Source organism: Pseudomonas sp. IPO3778, from assembly GCF_013386825.1.
GTDB lineage: Bacteria > Pseudomonadota > Gammaproteobacteria > Pseudomonadales > Pseudomonadaceae > Aquipseudomonas.
Genome location: NZ_JACARC010000077.1, coordinates 39,203 through 59,776 on the forward strand (window position 1 = coordinate 39,203; position 20,574 = coordinate 59,776).

18 protein-coding genes are annotated in these 20,574 nt (G+C 60.8%); 11 read left to right on the forward strand and 7 right to left on the reverse strand.

Annotated features, from left to right (window positions below; all coding sequences use genetic code 11):
• Positions 1-6 precede the first annotated feature (6 nt).
• From frr to rpsB, 4 genes are all read right to left on the reverse strand, one after another.
• Complete coding sequence (gene frr, locus HX855_RS30095; RefSeq protein WP_010176756.1) at positions 7-564, reverse strand: ribosome recycling factor; 558 nt, start codon at positions 562-564, stop codon at positions 7-9.
• Entirely contained in the window at positions 561-1,304 is a 744-nt protein-coding gene (pyrH, locus tag HX855_RS30100; protein WP_071487452.1) for a UMP kinase, read from the reverse strand. Before pyrH ends, frr begins: the two co-directional genes overlap by 4 nt.
• Positions 1,305-1,513: 209 nt before the next feature.
• Complete coding sequence (gene tsf, locus HX855_RS30105; RefSeq protein ID WP_088423000.1) at positions 1,514-2,377, reverse strand: translation elongation factor Ts; 864 nt, start codon at positions 2,375-2,377, stop codon at positions 1,514-1,516.
• Between the two features lie 192 nt (positions 2,378-2,569).
• Positions 2,570-3,307, reverse strand: a complete 738-nt coding sequence (rpsB, locus tag HX855_RS30110; protein ID WP_003219330.1) for a 30S ribosomal protein S2 — start codon at positions 3,305-3,307, stop codon at positions 2,570-2,572.
• A 385-nt stretch (positions 3,308-3,692) separates the two neighbouring features.
• Here rpsB and map point away from each other — a divergent pair, with 385 nt between their 5' ends.
• The 3 genes from map (at position 3,693) to dapC (ending at position 8,581) form a co-directional block, all read left to right on the forward strand.
• Positions 3,693-4,475 carry a type I methionyl aminopeptidase gene (gene map / locus HX855_RS30115; RefSeq protein WP_076015789.1) on the forward strand — a complete coding sequence of 261 codons (783 nt, stop codon included), beginning with the start codon at positions 3,693-3,695 and terminating at the stop codon, positions 4,473-4,475.
• A 61-nt stretch (positions 4,476-4,536) separates the two neighbouring features.
• Positions 4,537-7,239 (forward strand): [protein-PII] uridylyltransferase, encoded by a 2,703-nt coding sequence (locus HX855_RS30120; RefSeq protein ID WP_177087183.1) that lies wholly within the window; start codon positions 4,537-4,539, stop codon positions 7,237-7,239.
• A gap of 142 nt (positions 7,240-7,381) precedes the next feature.
• The gene (dapC, locus tag HX855_RS30125; RefSeq protein WP_177087181.1) at positions 7,382-8,581 is read left to right on the forward strand and encodes a succinyldiaminopimelate transaminase; all 1,200 of its coding nucleotides are present in this window, start codon (positions 7,382-7,384) and stop codon (positions 8,579-8,581) included.
• A 159-nt stretch (positions 8,582-8,740) separates the two neighbouring features.
• On the opposite strand, the gene HX855_RS30130 is transcribed toward dapC, so the two are convergent.
• A complete protein-coding gene (locus HX855_RS30130; RefSeq protein ID WP_177087179.1) occupies positions 8,741-10,384 on the reverse strand; it encodes a Na+/H+ antiporter in 1,644 nt (547 codons plus the stop codon).
• Between the two features lie 212 nt (positions 10,385-10,596).
• Here HX855_RS30130 and HX855_RS30135 point away from each other — a divergent pair, with 212 nt between their 5' ends.
• The 4 genes from HX855_RS30135 to HX855_RS30150 all read left to right on the forward strand — a co-directional run bounded on the left by HX855_RS30135 (position 10,597) and on the right by HX855_RS30150 (position 13,712).
• The gene (locus HX855_RS30135) at positions 10,597-10,959 is read left to right on the forward strand and encodes an ArsC family reductase (RefSeq protein WP_088422994.1); all 363 of its coding nucleotides are present in this window, start codon (positions 10,597-10,599) and stop codon (positions 10,957-10,959) included.
• Positions 10,960-10,992: 33 nt separating this feature from the next.
• Positions 10,993-12,027, forward strand: coding sequence for a 2,3,4,5-tetrahydropyridine-2,6-dicarboxylate N-succinyltransferase (dapD, locus tag HX855_RS30140; protein ID WP_177087177.1), 1,035 nt, complete (start codon positions 10,993-10,995; stop codon positions 12,025-12,027).
• A gap of 69 nt (positions 12,028-12,096) precedes the next feature.
• The gene (locus HX855_RS30145) at positions 12,097-13,302 is read left to right on the forward strand and encodes an aminotransferase class V-fold PLP-dependent enzyme (RefSeq protein ID WP_177087175.1); all 1,206 of its coding nucleotides are present in this window, start codon (positions 12,097-12,099) and stop codon (positions 13,300-13,302) included.
• Complete coding sequence (locus HX855_RS30150) at positions 13,299-13,712, forward strand: SufE family protein (protein ID WP_177087173.1); 414 nt, start codon at positions 13,299-13,301, stop codon at positions 13,710-13,712. The genes HX855_RS30145 and HX855_RS30150 overlap by 4 nt, the downstream gene beginning before the upstream one ends.
• A gap of 117 nt (positions 13,713-13,829) precedes the next feature.
• Here the strand turns inward: HX855_RS30150 and tcdA are convergent, their stop codons facing one another.
• Complete coding sequence (gene tcdA / locus HX855_RS30155) at positions 13,830-14,639, reverse strand: tRNA cyclic N6-threonylcarbamoyladenosine(37) synthase TcdA (RefSeq protein WP_177087170.1); 810 nt, start codon at positions 14,637-14,639, stop codon at positions 13,830-13,832.
• A gap of 218 nt (positions 14,640-14,857) precedes the next feature.
• On the opposite strand from tcdA, the gene HX855_RS30160 reads away from it, so the two are divergent.
• The 4 genes from HX855_RS30160 to HX855_RS30175 all read left to right on the forward strand — a co-directional run bounded on the left by HX855_RS30160 (position 14,858) and on the right by HX855_RS30175 (position 20,122).
• Entirely contained in the window at positions 14,858-17,449 is a 2,592-nt protein-coding gene (locus HX855_RS30160; RefSeq protein WP_177087168.1) for a glycosyltransferase, read from the forward strand.
• A gap of 256 nt (positions 17,450-17,705) precedes the next feature.
• Positions 17,706-18,857, forward strand: a complete 1,152-nt coding sequence (gene dapE / locus HX855_RS30165) for a succinyl-diaminopimelate desuccinylase (RefSeq protein WP_177087166.1) — start codon at positions 17,706-17,708, stop codon at positions 18,855-18,857.
• A complete protein-coding gene (locus HX855_RS30170; protein ID WP_177087164.1) occupies positions 18,857-19,666 on the forward strand; it encodes a putative RNA methyltransferase in 810 nt (269 codons plus the stop codon). The genes dapE and HX855_RS30170 overlap by 1 nt, the downstream gene beginning before the upstream one ends.
• A gap of 78 nt (positions 19,667-19,744) precedes the next feature.
• Positions 19,745-20,122 carry a hypothetical protein gene (locus HX855_RS30175; protein WP_010176770.1) on the forward strand — a complete coding sequence of 126 codons (378 nt, stop codon included), beginning with the start codon at positions 19,745-19,747 and terminating at the stop codon, positions 20,120-20,122.
• A 172-nt stretch (positions 20,123-20,294) separates the two neighbouring features.
• Here the strand turns inward: HX855_RS30175 and HX855_RS30180 are convergent, their stop codons facing one another.
• Positions 20,295-20,504 (reverse strand): cold-shock protein, encoded by a 210-nt coding sequence (locus HX855_RS30180; RefSeq protein ID WP_032891681.1) that lies wholly within the window; start codon positions 20,502-20,504, stop codon positions 20,295-20,297.
• Between the last annotated feature and the right edge of the window lie 70 nt (positions 20,505-20,574).

Here is a 20,574-nt window from a genome sequence, read left to right on the forward strand (position 1 = left end):
GACCCCTTATACGGCCATCAGGTCCTTTTCTTTGTCTTCCGTGGCCTTGGTGATCTGGGCCTCGGCGTCTTTAGTCAGCTTATCGATATCAGCAACGGCACGACGCTCTTCGTCTTCGCTGATTTCCTTGTCCTTGACCAGCTTTTTCAGGTCACCCAGGGCATCACGACGGATGTTGCGCACGGCAACACGCGCATCTTCAGCCGCGCTGCGGGCCTGCTTGGTGAAGCCCTTGCGGGTCTCTTCAGTCAGGGCAGGCATGGAGATCAGCAGCAATTCGCCCAGGTTGGTCGGATTGAGGTTCAAACCGGCGCTCTGGATGGCCTTGTCGACGGCACCGAGCATGTTGCGCTCAAAAGCCACGACCTGCAGGGTGCGGGAGTCTTTTACAGTGATGTTGGCCACTTGGGTGATGGAGGTATCAGCGCCGTAGTACGGCACCATCACACTGCCCAGAATGCTTGGGTGGGCCTTGCCGGTACGAATCTGGCCAAATGCATGGTTCAGAGAGTCCAGGGATTTCTGCATGCGCTCTTGAGCGTCTTTTTTGATTTCGTTGATCATTGTTCGATTTCCTCGATCAGAGTCCCTTCCGCGCCGCCGTGTACGATGTTCAGCAGGGCGCCGGGCTTGTTCATGTTAAATACGCGCAGCGGCATCTTGTGATCGCGGCACAAGCAAATAGCCGTCAGGTCCATCACGCCCAGCTTGCGATCCAGTACTTCATCATAAGTCAGATGATCGAACTTCTCGGCATGCGGGTCTTTGAATGGGTCTGCAGTGTAAACACCGTCAACCTTGGTGGCCTTGAGCACCACGTCCGCGTTGATCTCGATACCGCGCAGGCAGGCTGCCGAGTCGGTGGTGAAGAACGGGTTACCGGTACCGGCAGCAAAAATCACTACTTCCTTGGCATCCAGGTGGCGCATGGCTTTGCGACGATCATAGTGATCCGTTACGCCGACCATGGAAATAGCCGACATGACGATAGCGGTGATGTTGGCACGCTCCAGGGCGTCGCGCATGGCCAGGGCGTTCATCACAGTGGCCAGCATGCCCATGTGGTCGCCAGTCACCCGATCCATGCCAGCAGCGCTCAGCGCCGCACCGCGGAACAGGTTGCCACCGCCGATCACCAGACCGACCTGAACACCGATACCGACCAGTTGGCCGACTTCCAGCGCCATGCGGTCGAGCACCTTCGGATCGATCCCGAACTCTTCCGAGCCCATCAGGGCCTCGCCGCTAAGTTTGAGTAGAATGCGTTTATAGCGAGCCTGATAACCACTGCCCTGCTGAGCCATTGCGAATCTCTCCTGCGGCGTTTTTTTGAAAATTCTTGGCAAGCCGTTTACGGCCTGCGTTCACTCTAGCTGGACGCTGTCACAGCGCCATCGGAACACGGCTTTGTAAGCCAGTTCCAAAGGGAAACCAATAAAATTGATCACCCCATTTGAAAAGAGGCTGCGCGCGTAAGCGGGCAGCCTCTTTTGGGCGACAGTTGAAAACTGTCTTACTGCTTGGCGGCAGCCAGCTGGGCAGCAACTTCTTCAGCGAAGTTGTCGACCGGCTTCTCGATACCGTCGCCTACTTTGTAGTAGGTGAAGGAAACGATTTCAGCACCGGCTTTCTTGGCCAGTTCGCCAACCTTGATTTCAGGGTTCTTGACGAACGCCTGCTCAACCAGGGAAGCCTCAGCCAGGAACTTGCTGATACGGCCTTTGATCATGTTTTCAACGATGTTTTCCGGCTTGCCGGCGATCTTGTCAGCGTTGAGGCTCAGGAACACGGCTTTTTCGCGTTCGATGGCTTCAGCGGACACTTCCGATGGCAGCAGGAATTCAGGGTTGCTGGCGGCTACGTGCATAGCGATGTCTTTGGCCAGTTCAACGTTGCCGCCTTTGAGGGCAACCACAACGCCGATCTTGTTACCGTGCAGGTAACCACCGACAACATCGCCTTCAACGCGAGCCAGGCGACGGATGTTGACGTTTTCGCCAACCTTGCCGACCAGTACCAGGCGAGCAGCTTCTTGAGCTTCGATCAGCGGAGCAACATCAGTCAGCTTGTCGGCGAACGCTTTTTCAACGCTTGCAGCAACAAATGCCTTGAAGTCGTCCTGCAGAGCCAGGAAGTCAGTCTGGGAGTTCACTTCCAGCAGAACGGCAGTTTTACCGTCTTCTTTAAGCGCGATTGCGCCTTCAGCAGCGACGTTGCCTGCTTTCTTGGCAGCCTTGATGGCGCCCGAGGCACGCATGTCATCAATGGCTTTTTCGATGTCGCCGCCGGCCTTGGTCAAGGCCTTTTTGCAATCCATCATGCCTTCGCCGGTACGCTCACGCAGTTCTTTAACCAACGCTGCAGTAATCTCTGCCATTTTCAAAATCCTCTTGGATAGGTTTTCAACCATTCCACCCGATTGAACGGGCGATCAATTCTTCCCGAACCACCCTTGTAGGCCGCTGCACGTTACAAGTGATGTAGCTGCGCTGCCGACAAATGGTTTTCGAGGTGGCAAAAAGGGGGCCAAGCCCCCTTTTTGCTTACTGAGTCAACGCCAAGGCGTCAGTTACTCAGCTGCTGCTACCGGAGCTTCTTCAACGAACTGCTCGGTGCCGCCAGCAACGTGGTTGCGGCCACGGATTACAGCGTCAGCCATCGAACCCATGTACAGCTGGATAGCGCGGATTGCGTCATCGTTGCCTGGGATGATGTAGTCAACGCCTTCCGGGCTGCTGTTGGTATCGACTACGCCGATAACCGGGATGCCCAGCTTGTTGGCTTCGGTGATCGCGATGCGCTCGTGATCAACGTCGATAACGAACAGTGCGTCAGGCAGACCGCCCATGTCCTTGATACCACCCAGGGAACGATCGAGCTTTTCCAGGTCGCGAGTGCGCATCAGCGCCTCTTTCTTGGTCAGCTTGGCGAAAGTACCGTCTTCGGCTTGCACTTCAAGGTCACGCAGACGCTTGATGGAAGCACGGATGGTTTTGAAGTTGGTCAGCATGCCGCCCAACCAGCGGTGATCGACGTACGGCGAACCGCAACGTGCTGCTTCTTCAGCAACGATCTTGCCAGCGGAACGCTTGGTGCCGACGAACAGAATCTTGTTTTTGCCCTGGGCCAGACGCTCTACGAAAGTCAGAGCTTCGTTGAACATTGGCAGGGTTTTTTCAAGGTTGATAATGTGGATCTTGTTACGCGCGCCGAAAATGTACTTACCCATTTTCGGGTTCCAGTAACGGGTCTGGTGACCGAAGTGCACACCGGCCTTCAGCATATCGCGCATGTTGACTTGGGACATGATAGTTCCTTAATAAGTCGGGTTTGGCCTCCACGTATCCCAATGACCAACCAGCGGCATTCGCCTCCGGCACCCAGGTCATCGTGTCGACACGTGTGTGGATTTAAGCTTTGCGGGGTATCCCCGGAAAGCGGCGCATTTTATACCACAGAGCTTGCAAAAACGAAACCCGCAATCACATTTGCCGTCAGTCGCTTTTGCCTAAGCCTTTGAATAGAGCCAGAATGACCCCATCTTCATAGACAGAAGCGATCGCCAGACGCTCATGGTTTCACCCCCGCGTCTGCTAGAATCGCGTTTTTTGGGCTTGTGCGAATTCTGCAACCCTTTGTCGCGCACCCGTAAACCGTATTGATTTCAGCGCGTCGCGCTAGAGAGAGCCTGTATGACCGTCACCCTCAAAACCGCCGAAGACATCGCTGGCATGCGCGTTGCCGGCAAACTGGCTGCCGACGTGCTGGAAATGATTGCCGAACACGTCAAGCCCGGCGTCACCACCGAAGCGCTGGACCGCATCTGCCACGACTATATTGTCGACGTGCAAAAGGCCATCCCTGCGCCGCTGAACTACAAAGGCTTCCCCAAGTCGATCTGCACCTCGATCAACCACGTGGTGTGCCACGGGATTCCCGGCGACAAGCCGCTGAAAGACGGCGATACCCTGAACATCGACGTCACCGTGATCAAGGACGGCTACCACGGCGACACCAGCCGCATGTTCCACGTCGGCAGCGTGCCAGTGTGGGCCGAGCGTCTGTCCCAGGTCACCCAGGAATGCATGTACAAGGCCATCGAGATCGTCAAGCCCGGCTGCCGCCTGGGTGACATCGGTGAGATCATCCAGAAGCACGCCGAAAAGAACGGCTTCTCGGTGGTCCGTGAGTTCTGCGGCCACGGCATCGGCAAGGTGTTCCACGAAGAGCCACAGATCCTGCACTACGGCCGCGCCGGCACCGGCATGGAACTCAAGGCAGGCATGACCTTCACCATCGAGCCGATGATCAACCAGGGCAAGGCCGACACCAAGGTGCTGGGCGACGGCTGGACCGCCATCACCAAGGACCGCAAGCTCTCGGCCCAATGGGAACACACCCTGCTGGTAACCGACACCGGCTACGAGATCTTCACCCTGCGCGCCGATGACACGATTCCTCGCGTTTCGGCGTAATGGTTGCACCGGTTTTCTAATAGCGACGCTGTGACCCATAGATAGAAAGGAAAACCGATCGATGCCCCAGGTGGATCCCGAACTCTTTGACCGTGGCCAGTTCCAGGCGGAGCTGGCATTGAAGGCAAGTCCCATCGCCGCCTTCAAGAAGGCCATCCGTCAGGCCCGCGAGGTGCTCGACGAGCGCTTTCGCACCGGCCGGGACATCCGCCGGCTGATCGAGGACCGTGCCTGGTTCGTCGATAACATCCTGCAAAAGGCCTGGGAACAGTTCAGCTGGAGTGAAGACGCCGACATCGCCCTGGTGGCGGTCGGCGGCTACGGCCGTGGTGAGCTTCACCCTTACTCCGACATCGACCTGCTGATTTTGCTGGACAGCGCCGACCACGAGATCTTTCGCGATTCCATCGAGCGTTTTCTGACGCTACTGTGGGATATCGGCCTGGAAGTCGGCCAAAGCGTGCGCTCGGTGGACGAATGTGCCCAGGAAGCCCGCGCCGACCTGACGGTGATCACCAACCTGATGGAAAGCCGCACCATTGCCGGCCCCGAGCGCTTGCGCCAGCGCATGCTGGAAGTCACCAGCACTGCACATATGTGGCCGAGCAAGGACTTCTTCCTGGCCAAGCGCGCCGAGCAGAAAGCCCGGCACCACAAATACAACGACACCGAATACAACCTGGAGCCCAACGTCAAAGGCTCCCCGGGCGGCCTGCGGGACATCCAGACCATCCTGTGGGTTGCGCGGCGCCAGTACGGCACCCTGAACCTGCGGGCCCTGGCCGGGGAAGGCTTTCTGGTGGAGAGCGAAAACGCCCTGCTGGCCTCCTCCCAGGAATTCCTGTGGAAAGTACGCTACGCCTTGCACATGCTCGCCGGACGCTCCGAAGACCGCCTGCTGTTCGACCACCAGCGCTCCATCGCCACCCTGCTGGGGTTTGAAGGCGAAGACGCGAAGACCAGCATCGAAAGCTTCATGCAGCAGTATTACCGGGTGGTGATGAGCATTGCCCAGCTCAGCGACCTGATCATCCAGCACTTCGAAGAAGTGATCCTGGCCCCGGAAGACGAAGCACCACCGCAGCCGATCAACTCGCGCTTCCAGTTGCACGATGGCTATATCGAGGCACGCAACGACAACGTGTTCAAACGCACGCCGTTTGCCATGCTGGAAATCTTCGTACTGATGGCTCAGCAGCCGGAAATCAAAGGCGTGCGCGCCGACACCATTCGTTTGCTGCGGGAAAACCGTCACCTGATCGACGACGATTTCCGCAACGACATCCGCAACACCAGCCTGTTTATCGAGCTGTTCAAGTGCAAGATCGGCATCCACCGCAACCTGCGGCGCATGAACCGTTACGGGATCCTGGGGCGCTACCTGCCAGAGTTCGGTTTTATCGTCGGGCAGATGCAGCATGACCTGTTCCACATCTATACCGTGGACGCCCACACCCTGAACCTGATCAAACACCTGCGTAAGCTGCAGTACACCCAGGTGTCAGAAAAATTCCCGCTGGCCAGCAAGCTCATGGCGCGCCTGCCCAAGCCCGAATTGATCTACCTGGCCGGCCTTTACCACGACATCGGCAAGGGCCGTCATGGCGATCACTCGGAAATTGGTGCAGTGGACGCCGAAGCGTTCTGCCAGCGTCACCAACTGCCGTTGTGGGACAGCCGCCTGATTGTGTGGCTGGTGCAAAACCACCTGGTGATGTCCACCACCGCCCAGCGCAAGGACTTGTCCGACCCGCAGGTGATCCACGATTTCGCCCAGGCCGTCGGCGACGAAACCCGCCTCGACTACCTGTACGTGCTCACCGTCTCCGACATCAACGCCACCAACCCGACGCTGTGGAACTCCTGGCGCGCCAGCCTGTTGCGCCAGCTCTACACCGAGACCAAGCGCGCGCTGCGTCGCGGCCTGGAGAACCCGGTGGATCGCGAAGAGCAGATCCGTCGCACCCAAAGCGCGGCCCTGGATATCCTGGTGCGCGGCGGCAACGACCCGGACGACGTCGAGCAACTCTGGTCCCAACTGGGGGATGACTACTTCCTGCGCCACACCGCCGGCGACGTGGCCTGGCACAGCGACGCGATCCTGCAGCAGCCGGCGGACGGCGGCCCCCTGGTGCTGATCAAGGAAACCACCCAGCGCGAGTTCGAGGGCGGCACCCAGATTTTCATCTACGCGCCGGACCAGCACGACTTTTTCGCCGTGACCGTGGCCGCGATGGACCAGCTCAACCTGAACATTCACGACGCTCGGGTTATCACCTCCAGCAGCCAGTTCACCCTCGACACCTACATTGTGCTCGACACTGAAGGCGAGTCCATCGGCGACAACCCGGAGCGGGTAAAAAAAATCCGCACAGGCCTTACCGACGCCCTGCGCAACCCCGACGACTACCCGACCATCATCCAGCGTCGGGTACCGCGCCAGCTCAAGCACTTCGCGTTTGCCCCCGAGGTCACCATCCACAACGACGCCCAGCGCCCGGTGACCGTACTGGAACTCAGTGCCCCGGACCGCCCCGGTCTGTTGGCGCGGATCGGCACGATCTTCCTGGAGTTCGACCTGTCGCTGCAAAACGCCAAGATTGCGACCCTGGGCGAACGGGTAGAAGACGTGTTCTTTATTACCGATGCCGACAACCAGCCGCTTTCCGACCCTGAACTGTGCCGACGCTTGCAGGAAGCCATCGTCCAGCAGTTGAGCGTCAACCAGGGGACCGGCGTCGAGATGTCCAGACTAACGATTTGATTTTTAACTGTGTGAATGGGACTCAGGTGGGAGCTGGCTTGCCTGCGAGACGGGCACCTCGGTGTATGTGGTACACCGAGGAGATGCCATCGCAAGCAAGCGAGCTCCCACAGGGTCCGTGCTCACCCTGATAGAGGCCCTCATGAACAACGCCCTGAACCAGCTGCAGCCCTACCCGTTCGAGAAACTGCGCCTCCTGCTGGGCAGCGTCACGCCGAACCCGGACAAACGCCCGATCGCCCTGTCCATCGGCGAGCCGAAGCATAAATCCCCGCAGTTCGTCGCCGATGCGCTGGCCAACAGCCTGGACCAGATGGCGGTCTACCCGACCACCCTCGGCATCCCCGCCCTGCGCGAGGCCATTGGCGCCTGGTGCGAACGTCGTTTCAGCGTGCCCAAGGGCTGGCTCGACCCGGCGCGCAACATCCTGCCGGTGAACGGCACCCGTGAAGCGCTGTTCGCCTTCACCCAGACCGTGGTCAACCGTGGCGACGACGCGCTGGTGGTCAGCCCGAACCCGTTCTACCAGATCTACGAAGGCGCGGCCTTCCTCGCCGGCGCCAAGCCGCACTACCTGCCATGCCTGGATGAAAACGGCTTCAACCCGGATTTCGACGCAGTGTCGCCGGACATCTGGAAACGCTGCCAGATCCTGTTCCTGTGCTCCCCTGGCAACCCGACCGGTGCATTGATCCCCGTCGACACCCTGAAAAAGCTGATCGCCCTGGCCGACGAATACGACTTCGTGATCGCCGCCGACGAGTGCTACAGCGAACTGTACTTCGACGAACAGACCCCGCCGCCGGGCCTGCTCAGCGCCTGCGTGGAACTGGGTCGCCAGGACTTCAAGCGTTGCGTGGTGTTCCACAGCCTGTCCAAGCGCTCCAACCTGCCGGGCCTGCGTTCGGGTTTTGTAGCCGGTGATGCCGAGATCCTCAAGGGTTTCCTGCTGTACCGCACCTACCACGGCTGCGCGATGCCGGTGCAAACCCAGCTGGCGAGCATTGCCGCCTGGCAGGACGAGGCCCACGTGCAGGCGAACCGTGATCTGTACCGCGAGAAATTCGATGCCGTGCTGGCCATTCTCAAGCCAGTGCTGGATGTGCAAGCGCCGGACGGCGGCTTCTACCTGTGGCCGAATGTGAATGGCGACGATGCCGCCTTCTGCCGCGACTTGTTCGTGGAAGAACATGTGACCGTGGTGCCGGGTTCATACCTGTCGCGGGAAGTGAACGGTTTCAACCCGGGCGCCGGGCGTGTGCGCCTGGCGCTGGTTGCGCCGCTGGCGGAATGTGTGGAAGCGGCCGAGCGGATTCGCGACTTCATCACTCGCAATAAATAATTGCTCTAAATAGGTGGCGAGGGCGCTTGCTCCCGCTCGGCTGCGCAGCAGTCGTAAACTGGCTGATGGGGTTTTCCTGCATGAATGGAGTCGCCAGCGTTGGGGCGACTTCGTCACCCAGCAGGAGCAAGCTCCCTCTCTAGAATAAGCAGCGCGGTATCATTTGATGTGTCCCAGATTCGCCTCACTCATATCCAGATCTGCCAACACCTCCCGCAGCACGTCATCACCAATCTGGTGGTGACGGCTCAGGCTATACAACTCCAGGCGCTGCGCCCGCAGGGCCTTGAGCCGTAGCTTGCGCTCCAGTTGATCCATCTGAAACGCCAGCGCCTGGGCTTCAGCCGAATCATTGAACACTTCCAACTGATGACGATATTCCGACATCAACCGCGCCTTGAGTTCGGTGGCCAACGCCGCCTGGGCGGCATCCTGGGGTGCCGCGTCAGCGGGCTCTTCGACCTCCAGGGCATGGATCGCTGCTTCCGCGGTTTTCTTCCAGGCGTCGCGCACCTCCCGGCGGCGCTTGTCGTCCGGGCTTTTTTCAATGCCCCGCAGTAGAAGTGGCAAGGCGATGCAGGCAGCGACCAGTGACAGCAGGATCACGCCGGCGGCGATGAAGATCAGCAGGTCACGCTCAGGAAAATCCTGGCCCGGCGCCAACAGCAATGGCACCGACATCACACCCGCCAACGTCACCGCACCGCGCACCCCGCCTACCGTCAACAGCCAGCAGGAGCGGGCGGTCGGCACCAGCGTCAGCTCACTTTTCCCACGCAAGCGTCGGAGCAATCCCGACAGGCGCCAGATGCTCTGCACCCAGACAAACCGCAACACCACCAACACCAGGAAAATCGCGATCACATCCAGGCAGCGGTACAGCAATGTGGGCCACAACGTCGGCTCATGGCTGACTACCGCCTTGATGATGTCCGGCAATTGCAGGCCCAGCAGCAGGAAGATCAGGCCGTTAAAGGCAAACTCCAACAGCGACCACACGCTTCGGTTGAGCAGCCGGGTGCTGGTCTGGCGCGGCAGCAGGTCGAGCCAGCTTTGCATCATCCCCGCGGCCACCGCCGACAGGATGCCCGACGCGCCAAGGCGTTCCGCCAGCACGTAGGCGGCAAACGGCAGCAGTAACATGAAGACTACGTGGGTCGCCGGGTCGTCCCAGCCCCGGGCGATCATCCAGGACCTGAGCCGGCCCACCAGCCAGCTCAGGGCCACACCAATGGCCAGGCCCCCGACGGCGACGAGCACAAATGTCAGGCTGGCATTGGCCAGGGAAAACACCCCGGTCACTGCCGCCACCAGGGCGAACTTAAAGGTCACCAAGCCCGACGCGTCGTTCATCAACGCCTCGCCCTGCAGCATATGCATCAACGGCGTCGGCAAACGGTTCTGGGAAATGGCCGACACCGCCACGGCATCCGTCGGCGACAACACGGCCGCCAGGGCAAACGCCACCGGCAGGGGAATACTCGGCAATAGCCAATGAATGAAATAACCCGCACCCACCACGGTAAACAGCACCAACCCCACCGCCAGCGTCAGGATCGGCCCGCGCAGGCGCCACAATTCCCGCTTGGGCATGCGCCAGCCATCGGAAAACAGCAGCGGCGGCAGGAACAGAAACAGAAACAACTCCGGGTCCAGGGCAACATGCAGCCCCAGGGTCGGCCACGCCAGCAAGGCACCGGCGGCGATCTGCACCAGTGGTAACGGCAGTGGGATAACACGCCCGACCAGGCGCGAAACGCTGACCAGCATCAGCAGGATGAGTACGGTGTAGGCGGTTTGCATAAAACGGGATTCCCGGACAATCAACTTGCAACAACACACATCAGGCAACAACTCGCCGTTGAAGTGCCATATTAGCCGCCCATGCTGCGCGATGGCCTTTGCACAAAAGTCGCACCCTGCAGCACGCAGGTGTGACGAGCGGCGCCGAAAGCCGCTGGCCATGGCATAATCCGTGACCTTTCATCTGTGTCAGCCCAAAGGGGGGCAATTCCTTGACCGATTCAAGCAAAACGTTGCACCTTTTCGGCATCAAAGCATGCGACACCATGAAAAAGGCGCGCACCTGGCTCGATGAACACGCCGTCAGCTATGAGTTTCATGACTACAAAACGGCCGGTATCGACCGCGAACACTTGACCCAATGGTGCAATGAGCACGGTTGGCAGGTGGTTTTGAACCGTGCGGGCACCACCTTTCGCAAACTCGAAGACGAACGCAAAGCCGATCTCGACCAAGCGAAAGCCATTGAATTGATGCTCGCGCAACCCTCGATGATCAAGCGCCCCGTGCTTGATCTCGGTGACAAAACCCTGATTGGCTTCAAGCCAGATAGTTATTCGGCGGCCCTCAAGTAGGCCAGCCCACTCCATTTTTGTAGAGGTAACAGCATGTCCAATTCCCTGTTCAGCCTGGGCTTCGGCGTCGGCACACAGAACCGCCAAGGTGCTTGGCTGGAAGTGTTTTACGCACAACCGCTGCTCAACCCTTCGGCTGAAATCATCGCAGCCATCGCACCGATCCTCGGTTACACCGAAGGCAACCAGGCCATTACCTTCACCGTGGCCCAGGCTTCGCAACTGGCTGACGCGCTCAAAGGTGTCGATTCGACCCAAGCCGCCCTGCTGACCCGCCTGGCCGAAAGCCACAAGCCGCTGGTGGCCACGCTGCTGGCCGAAGACGCCGCGCTGACCTCCACGCCTGAGGCCTACCTCAAGCTGCACCTGCTGTCCCATCGCCTGGTCAAGCCACATGGCCTGAGCCTGGCCGGTGTGTTCCCGCAGTTGCCGAACGTGGCCTGGACCAGCCAGGGCGCAATCGACATCGCCGAACTGGCCGAGCGCCAACTGGAAGCCCGCCTGCGTGGCGAGTTGCTGGAAGTGTTCTCGGTGGACAAGTTCCCGAAAATGACCGACTACGTGGTGCCGAGCGGTGTGCGTATCGCTGATGCCGCGCGGATCCGCCTGGGCGCCTACGTGGGCGAAGGCACCACCGTGATGCACGAAGGTTTCGTCAACTTCAACGCCGGCACCGAAGGCCCGGGCATGATCGAAGGCCGCGTGTCGGCCGGCGTGTTCGTCGGCAAGGGTTCGGACCTGGGCGGCGGTTGCTCCACCATGGGCACCCTGTCGGGCGGCGGCAACATCGTGATTAAAGTGGGCGAAGGCTGCCTGATCGGCGCCAACGCCGGTATCGGCATCCCGTTGGGCGACCGTAACACTGTGGAATCGGGCCTGTACGTCACTGCCGGCACCAAGGTGGCGCTGCTGGACGAGGCCAACCAGTTGGTCAAAGTGGTCAAGGCCCGTGAGCTGGCCGGCCAACCGGACCTGCTGTTCCGCCGCAACTCCGAGACCGGTGCCGTGGAGTGCAAAACCCACAAATCGGCCATCGAACTGAACGCAGCGCTGCACGCTCACAACTAAGCAGCGACTCGATGCCACTGACGGCCCACACCTGACCGGTGCGGGCCGTTTATACGAGCCTTGATCACCATGCTTGTGCCCTCTCCCTGGCGCGCCGACTTTCCGGCCATCGCCACCCTGCAACGGCAAGACCAGACCTATCTGGACAACGCCGCCACCACGCAAAAACCTCAAGCCCTGCTGGACGCCATCAGCCATTACTACGCCAACGGCGCAGCCAATGTGCACCGTGCCCAGCATCTGCCGGGCGCCCATGCGACCCAGGCTTTCGAGAACAGTCGCAGCAAGGTGGCGCAGTGGCTGAACGTCGGCGACGACGGGCAAATCATCTTTACCCACGGCGCCACTTCGGCGCTGAATCTCCTGGCTTATGGCCTGGAGCACCTCTTCAACCCGGGCGATGAGATTGTCATCAGCGCCCTGGAGCACCACGCCAACCTGCTGCCCTGGCAGCAGTTGGCCAAACGTCGCGGGGTCGAGTTGGTGGTTCTGCCGCTCACCGATGATGGCTTGATCGACCTGCAAGCCGCCGCCGAATTGATCGGCCCGCGTACCCGACTGCTGGCGGTGAGCCAACTGTCCAATGTACTGGGTGCCTGGCAGCCCTTGCTGCCGTTGTTGGCGCTGGCCAAAGCCCACGACGCCCTGACGGTGGTGGATGGCGCCCAAGGCATCGTCCATGGTCGCCACGACATGCAAGCGCTGGGCTGCGACTTCTACGTGTTTTCCAGCCACAAGCTCTATGGCCCGGATGGCGTCGGCGTGCTGTATGGCCGCACTGAAGCCCTGCATCACCTGCGCCACTGGCAGTTTGGTGGCGAGATGGTGCAGCAGGCTGATTATCAAAGTGCCAGCTTCCGCCCCGCGCCCCTTGGCTTCGAAGCCGGGACACCGCCCATCGCCAGTGTGATCGGCCTGGGGGCAACCCTGGATTACCTGGGTTCCCTGGATCAACAGGCAGTGACGGCCCACGAAGCCGCCCTGCACGACTACCTGCTGCGTGGCTTGCAAGCACGCAAGGGTGTGCGCCTGCTGGGCTCGCCGCAGGTGGCCTTGGCCAGCTTTGTGGTAGAAGGCGTGCACAACGCCGACCTCGCCCACCTGCTGACCGAACAAGGGATTGCCGTGCGCGCCGGCCATCATTGCGCAATGCCGCTGCTCAAGCAGATGGGGTTGTCGGGGGCGATTCGGGTGTCGCTGGCGCTGTACAACGATTCCGATGACCTGGAGCGCTTTTTTGAAGCCCTGGATCAGGCCCTGGATATGTTGCGATGAATTTGCCGACCGAGGCAGTCCTCGCGCTGGAAGCGTTTCAAGCGGTTGGCAGCTGGGAACAACGGGCCCGCATGCTGATGCAATGGGGCGAGCGCTTGCCCGTCTTGCCGGATGAGGACAAGGTCGATGCCAACCTGGTGCAAGGCTGTGAAAGCCTGGTGTGGCTGGTGGGGCACTTGCACGACGGCCACTGGCAGTTTGCCGCCAGCAGCGATGCACGGCTGATTCGCGGCCTGGTGGCGTTGTTGCTGGCGCGGGTTAACGGCTTGGCGGCCGCCGAATTGCAGGCGGTCGACCTGCCCGGCTGGTTTGAACAACTGGGCCTGTCGCGGCAGTTATCACCGTCGCGCAGCAATGGGTTGAATGCCGTGCTTCAGCGCATGCGGGCGTTGAGCCTTACACAACACTAAATGTGGGAGCGGGCTTGCTCGCGAATGCGGTGTATCAGTCGACATTTCCGGTGACTGACACTCCGCTTTCGCGAGCAAGCCCGCTCCCACATTTTGATCTTCGCTCAGCGCGCAGAGTTACGTGGCCTTCACTCGATCCGAAGGCCGGCGCACCCCGGCCACAATTTTGTCCACCGCCTTGGTCGCCGCCACCATGCCGAACGTCGCGGTGACCATCATCACCGCGCCAAACCCGCCGGCGCAGTCCAGCTTCACACCGTCACCGACAAAGCTCTTCTGCAAACAGATGCTGCCGTCCGGCTTCGGATACCGCAGCTGCTCGGTGGAGAACACGCAGGGCACGCTGTAATGGCGGGTCACGGTGCGGGAGAAGCCGTAGTCACGGCGCAGGGTGGAGCGCACTTTCGACGCCAACGGATCATTGAACGTACGGTTCAAATCACACACCTGAATCAGCGTCGGATCAATCTGCCCGCCCGCGCCGCCGGTGGTGATGATCTGGATCTTGCGGCGCTTGCACCAGGCAATCAGCGCCGCCTTGGCGTTCACGCTGTCGATGCAGTCGATCACGCAATCAATGTTGGGCGTGATGTACTCCGCCATGGTCTCGCGGGTCACGAAGTCCGCCACCGCGTGTACGGTGCAGTCCGGGTTGATGCCTTTCAGGCGCTCGGCCATGACTTCGACCTTGGCCTTGCCCACGGTGCTGTCCAGCGCATGCAACTGACGGTTGCTGTTGCTGACACACACATCATCCAGGTCAAACAGCGAAATCTCGCCCACGCCGCACCGGGCAATGGCTTCCGCCGCCCACGAGCCCACACCGCCCACGCCGACAATGGCCACATGGGCCGCCTTCAAGCGTTCCAGGCCTTCAATGCCGTACAAGCGGGCGACGCCGGCAAACCGTGGATCTTCTGTACTCATGACCATTACCCCAAAAACCGGCGCGCATTATAGGGCGTTGCCGCGACAAGTTCGACGCATCCAGCTACAAGTAAAGAACTTAGATGAACTTTCGCTGCCCAATGACCGGTTTTTCTCGGCTTGCTGTACGGTCAGTGAAAGGCCGGTGTAGGATGCGCGCCGTTCGGCGTCGGCCGACACCTCTTTTCGTTCCACACCCTTTGGAACCCGAAATAGCCATGTCATCGCGTAAATTTGGACTCAACCTGGTGGTGGTGCTGGCAATTGCCGCGCTGTTCACCGGCTTCTGGGCGCTGATCAACCGCCCGGTCACTGCCCCTAACTGGCCTGAACAGATCTCCGGTTTTTCCTACTCGCCGTTCCAACAAGGCCAGTTCCCACAGAAAGACCAGTACCCGACTGACGATCAAATGCGTCAGGACCTGGCGATCATGAGCAAGCTGACGGACAACATCCGTACCTACTCGGTCGACGGCACCCTGGGGGATATCCCCAAGCTGGCGGAAGAGTTCGGCCTGCGGGTGACCCTGGGGATCTGGATCAGCCCGGACCTGGAGCGCAACGAGCGTGAAATCCAGCGAGCCATCGAAATCGCCAACAGCTCCCGCAGCGTCGTGCGGGTAGTGGTGGGTAACGAAGCCCTGTTCCGTGAAGAAATCACCCCGGAAGCGCTGATCGTGCTGCTGGACCGGGTGCGCGCTGCGGTAAAAGTACCGGTGACGACTTCCGAGCAATGGCACATCTGGGAAAAGAACCCGCAACTGGCCAAGCACGTCGACCTGATCGCCGCGCACATCCTGCCGTTCTGGGAATTTATCCCGATGGACAAGGCCGGCCAGTACGTACTCGACCGCGCCCGGGACCTGAAAAAACTGTTCCCGAAAAAGCCGCTGCTGCTGTCGGAGGTTGGCTGGCCGAGTAACGGACGCATGCGCGGTGGCAATGAAACGTCCCCCGCCGACCAGGCGATTTACCTGCGCACACTGGTGAATAAACTCAATCGCCAGGGCTACAACTACTTCGTGATCGAGGCCTTCGACCAGCCGTGGAAAGTCAGCGATGAAGGCTCGGCCGGCGCCTACTGGGGCGTGTTCAACGCCGCACGCCAGCAGAAATTCAACTTTGACGGCCCAGTGGTCGCGATTCCGCAATGGCGCGTGCTGGCCATCGGCTCGGTGGTGCTTGCGCTGCTGTCCCTGACCTTGCTGATGATCGACGGCTCGGCCCTGCGCCAGCGTGGCCGGACCTTCCTGACCTTTATCGCGTTCCTGTGCGGTTCGGTACTGGTGTGGATCGGCTATGACTACAGCCAGCAATACAGCACCTGGTTCAGTTTGACGGTGGGCTTCCTGCTGGCACTCGGCGCCCTGGGCGTGTTTATCGTGCTGCTGACCGAGGCCCACGAACTGGCGGAAGCGGTCTGGACCCACAAACGTCGGCGCGAATTCCTGCCGGTTGAAGGGGATTCAGACTACCGCCCGAAAGTCTCGATCCACGTGCCTTGCTATAACGAGCCACCGGAGATGGTCAAACAGACCCTCGACGCCCTGGCGGCCCTCGACTATCCGGACTACGAAGTCCTGATCATCGACAACAACACCAAGGACCCTGCGGTGTGGGAACCGGTGCGCGACTACTGCGAAACCCTGGGCCCGCGCTTCAAGTTCTTCCACGTCTCGCCCCTGGCCGGTTTCAAGGGCGGCGCGCTGAACTACCTGATCCCGCACACCGCCAAGGATGCCGAAGTGATCGCGGTGATCGACTCCGATTACTGCGTGTCGCCCAACTGGCTCAAGCACATGGTGCCGCACTTCGCCGACCCGAAAATCGCCGTGGTGCAGTCGCCACAGGATTATCGCGACCAGAACGAAAGCACCTTCAAGAAGCTCTGCTACGCCGAATACAAGGGCTTCTTCCATATCGGCATGGTCACCCGTAACGACCGTGACGCGATCATCCAGCACGGCACCATGACCATGACCCGCCGCTCGGTCCTGGAAGAGTTGGGCTGGGCCGACTGGTGCATCTGTGAAGATGCGGAGCTGGGCCTGCGGGTCTTCGAGAAAGGCCTGTCGGCCGCGTACTACCACGACAGCTACGGCAAGGGCCTGATGCCCGATACCTTTATCGACTTCAAGAAACAGCGCTTCCGCTGGGCCTACGGTGCGATTCAGATCATCAAGCGTCACACCGCAAGCCTGTTGCGCGGCAAGGACACCGAGCTGACCCGTGGCCAGCGCTACCACTTCCTCGCGGGCTGGTTGCCGTGGGTGGCCGACGGCATGAACATCTTCTTCACCGTGGGCGCCCTGTTGTGGTCGGCGGCGATGATTATCGTGCCGACGCGGGTTGACCCGCCGCTGCTGATTTTCGCGATCCCGCCGTTGGCGTTGTTCGTGTTCAAGGTGGGCAAGATCATCTTCCTCTACCGTCGTGCGGTGGGTGTGAACCTCAAAGATGCGTTCTGCGCGGCACTGGCCGGGTTGGCGTTGTCCCACACCATCGCCAAGGCGGTGCTGTACGGCTTCTTCACCACCAGCATTCCGTTCTTTCGTACACCGAAGAACGCCGATAACCACGGTTTCTGGGTCGCGATTTCCGAAGCCCGGGAAGAGATGTTCATCATGCTGCTGCTGTGGGGCGCGGCACTGGGGATTTACCTGGTGCAGGGCCTGCCAAGCAATGACATGCGCTTCTGGGTGGTGATGCTGCTGGTGCAGTCGCTGCCGTATGTGGCCGCGCTGATCATGGCGTTCCTGTCGTCGCTGCCGAAACCGGCGCCGGCGCAAGAGCCCGTAACAGCCGCTTAAAATCCTGCGCAATGCACTAAACGGCGGCCTCTGGCCGCCGTTTTGCTATAAGATAACGGCCATTTTGTGAGACTTGGCCCAGGCCGATGCTTGATGTGGGAGCGGGCTTGCTCGCGAATGCGGGGTGTCAGTCACTGGATAAGTCGGCTGACCCACCGCATTCGCGAGCAAGCCCGCTCCCACATGAGCCATGCGCCGTTTCAAGTACCGTATTCCACACTCGTCTTGCGCCCTGACACGCTTCCGGAGTTTTTACATGACGGCCCACGCCGACCTTTCGCCGACCCTCCAACTCGCTATCGACCTGATCCGTCGCCCGTCGGTGACGCCGATCGACGCCGATTGCCAGAAGCTGATGATGCAGCGCCTGGGCGACGCCGGTTTTGCGCTTGAGCCAATGCGCATCGAGGATGTGGATAACTTCTGGGCCACCCACGGCAAACACGAAGGCCCGGTCTTGTGCTTCGCCGGCCACACCGACGTGGTACCGACCGGCCCGGTCAAGGCCTGGCAGAACGACCCGTTCGACGCGTTGATCGACGACAACGGCATGCTCTGCGGCCGTGGCGCAGCAGACATGAAAGGCAGCCTGGCGGCGATGCTGGTGGCGGCCGAGCGCTTCGTCACCGACTACCCGGACCACAAGGGTTCAGTGGCTTTCCTGATCACCAGCGATGAAGAAGGCCCGGCGCACCACGGTACCAAGGCTGTGATCGAACGCCTGGCGGCCCGTAAAGAGCGCCTGGACTGGTGCATCGTCGGCGAACCGTCCAGCACCACCCTGGTGGGCGACGTGGTCAAGAATGGCCGTCGCGGCTCCCTCGGCGCGACCTTGACCGTGCGCGGCGTGCAAGGCCACGTGGCCTACCCGCACCTGGCGAAGAACCCGATCCACCTGGCCGCCCCGGCGCTGGCCGAACTGGCCGCCGAGCACTGGGACGATGGCAATACCTTCTTCCCGCCTACCAGCTTCCAGATCTCCAACCTCAATTCCGGCACCGGCGCCACCAACGTGATTCCGGGTGACCTGACAGCGGTGTTTAACTTCCGTTTCTCCACCGAGTCCACCGTCGAAGGCCTGCAGCAGCGGGTCGCAGCGATTCTCGACAAGCATGGCCTGGACTGGCATGTGGAGTGGGCGCTGTCGGGCCTGCCGTTCCTCACCGAACCGGGCGCGTTGCTGGATGCCGTTTCCGCCAGCATCAAGGCCGTCACCGGCCGCGAGACCCAGGCGTCCACCAGCGGTGGCACTTCCGACGGGCGCTTCATTGCCACCCTCGGCACCCAGGTGGTGGAGCTGGGCCCGGTCAATGCGACCATCCATCAGGTCAACGAACGCATTCTCGCCAGCGACCTCGATGTGCTGACTGAAATCTACTACCAGACCCTGATCAAGTTGCTCGCCTGATGCTTGCTTGCCCCATTTGCAGCGCACCGCTCCATGAAGTGGACAACGGCGTGGCCTGCCCGGTCGGGCACCGTTTCGACCGCGCGCGCCAGGGTTACCTGAACCTGTTGCCGGTACAGCACAAGAACAGCCGCGACCCGGGCGATAACCTGGCGATGGTGGAAGCGCGTCGCAACTTCCTCAACGCCGGGCACTATGCCCCGGTGGCCAAACGCCTGGCCGAACTGGCCGCTGAGCGCAAACCCCAGCGCTGGCTGGACATCGGTTGTGGCGAGGGTTACTACACCGCGCAAATCGCCGATGCCCTGCTGCGTGCCGACGGGTATGCCCTGGATATTTCCAAGGAAGCGGTCAAGCGCGCCTGCAAGCGCAACCCCACCGTAACCTGGTTGATCGCCAGCATGGCCCGGGTGCCATTGGCCGACGCCAGTTGCCAGTTCCTCGCCAGCGTGTTCAGCCCGCTGGACTGGCTGGAGGCCAAGCGCCTGCTCAGCCCGGGCGGCGGCTTGATGAAGGTCGGCCCCACCCGCGGCCACCTGATGGAGCTGCGTGAGCGCTTGTACGACGAAGTGCGTGAGTACACCGACGACAAGCACCTGGCGCTGGTGCCGGAAGGCATGAGCCTGCAGCACAGCGAAACCCTTGAGTTCACCCTGAGCCTGGCCGACCCCAAGGACCGCGCCAACCTGCTGGCGATGACCCCCCACGGCTGGCGCGCCAGTGCCGAGCGCCGCGCCCAGGTGATCGAGGCGGCCGAACCGCTGCTGGTCACCGTGTCGATGCGCTACGACTATTTCGTGCTTCAATAACCCATTATTTTGTGGGCCTCTTGGGGCCTGCGCTGAACCCGCGAATGGATTTTCATAATCCCGCAATGAGGAACATCCATGCGCCAGCCTGATATCGAGATTTACCTCAAGGACGCCGACGTCGACCACAAGGCCATCGCTGCCTGGCTGGGCGCCGCCCTGGGCCCGTGCACCGATTGGGTCCAGCGCGGCCAGACCTACAAGTGCACCGCCGGCAGCGTGCCGGTCACCTGGCTGCCGAAAGCCGTAGGCAAATGGAACAGCCTGTACCTGGAAAGCGACCAGACCCCGTGGGAAGACGACATCGCTTGCGCCCGTGCGGCGTTTGCCGCGCTGAACGTCGAAGTGCGTTGCGCGCCGGGCAGCTGGGTTGAGGAAGAAGGTGAAGAAAGCGCGGATACCTGGATTCGTATCAGCGAAGACGGTGAAGAGCAGATCACCTGGAAAACGGCATAAAGCCAGGCTGACAAGGCCTCAATGTGCAAACCCAATCAAATGTGGGAGCTGGCTTGCCTGCGATGGGCCCACCTCGGTCATTCAGCCAAACCGCGGCGATGCTATCGCGGGCAAGCCCGGCTCCCACATTCGACCGGGTTCCCACATTTAAAGGTGTGTTGTGCCTACCGGGTTACAGGCCCACCACATCCTCAGCCTGCAAGCCCTTCTCGCCCGTCACCACGGCGTATTCCACCTGCTGGCCTTCAGCCAATGAACGGTGCCCGTCACCGCGAATGGCGCGGTAGTGCACAAACACGTCCTTGCCGTCTTCCCGCTGGATAAAGCCGTAGCCCTTGGCGTCGTTGAACCACTTCACATTGCCGGTTTCGCGCGTTGCCATCTGTTTTGCTCCCACATGCTTTTTATAAGTACGTTTATTGTTGAGTCGTCGCAGTTGAACTGCCGAGTAT

Bases quoted from the DNA above. Each gene is read 5' to 3' on its own strand.
- frr (WP_010176756.1), bottom strand. From the start codon at position 564: ATGATCAACGAAATCAAAAAAGACGCTCAAGAGCGCATGCAGAAATCC.
- pyrH (WP_071487452.1), bottom strand. From the start codon at position 1,304: ATGGCTCAGCAGGGCAGTGGTTATCAGGCTCGCTATAAACGCATTCTA.
- tsf (WP_088423000.1), bottom strand. From the start codon at position 2,377: ATGGCAGAGATTACTGCAGCGTTGGTTAAAGAACTGCGTGAGCGTACC.
- rpsB (WP_003219330.1), bottom strand. From the start codon at position 3,307: ATGTCCCAAGTCAACATGCGCGATATGCTGAAGGCCGGTGTGCACTTC.
- map (WP_076015789.1), top strand. From the start codon at position 3,693: ATGACCGTCACCCTCAAAACCGCCGAAGACATCGCTGGCATGCGCGTT.
- HX855_RS30120 (WP_177087183.1), top strand. From the start codon at position 4,537: ATGCCCCAGGTGGATCCCGAACTCTTTGACCGTGGCCAGTTCCAGGCG.
- dapC (WP_177087181.1), top strand. From the start codon at position 7,382: ATGAACAACGCCCTGAACCAGCTGCAGCCCTACCCGTTCGAGAAACTG.
- HX855_RS30130 (WP_177087179.1), bottom strand. From the start codon at position 10,384: ATGCAAACCGCCTACACCGTACTCATCCTGCTGATGCTGGTCAGCGTT.
- dapD (WP_177087177.1), top strand. From the start codon at position 10,993: ATGTCCAATTCCCTGTTCAGCCTGGGCTTCGGCGTCGGCACACAGAAC.
- HX855_RS30145 (WP_177087175.1), top strand. From the start codon at position 12,097: ATGCTTGTGCCCTCTCCCTGGCGCGCCGACTTTCCGGCCATCGCCACC.
- HX855_RS30150 (WP_177087173.1), top strand. From the start codon at position 13,299: ATGAATTTGCCGACCGAGGCAGTCCTCGCGCTGGAAGCGTTTCAAGCG.
- tcdA (WP_177087170.1), bottom strand. From the start codon at position 14,639: ATGAGTACAGAAGATCCACGGTTTGCCGGCGTCGCCCGCTTGTACGGC.
- HX855_RS30160 (WP_177087168.1), top strand. From the start codon at position 14,858: ATGTCATCGCGTAAATTTGGACTCAACCTGGTGGTGGTGCTGGCAATT.
- dapE (WP_177087166.1), top strand. From the start codon at position 17,706: ATGACGGCCCACGCCGACCTTTCGCCGACCCTCCAACTCGCTATCGAC.
- HX855_RS30170 (WP_177087164.1), top strand. From the start codon at position 18,857: ATGCTTGCTTGCCCCATTTGCAGCGCACCGCTCCATGAAGTGGACAAC.
- HX855_RS30175 (WP_010176770.1), top strand. From the start codon at position 19,745: ATGCGCCAGCCTGATATCGAGATTTACCTCAAGGACGCCGACGTCGAC.
- HX855_RS30180 (WP_032891681.1), bottom strand. From the start codon at position 20,504: ATGGCAACGCGCGAAACCGGCAATGTGAAGTGGTTCAACGACGCCAAG.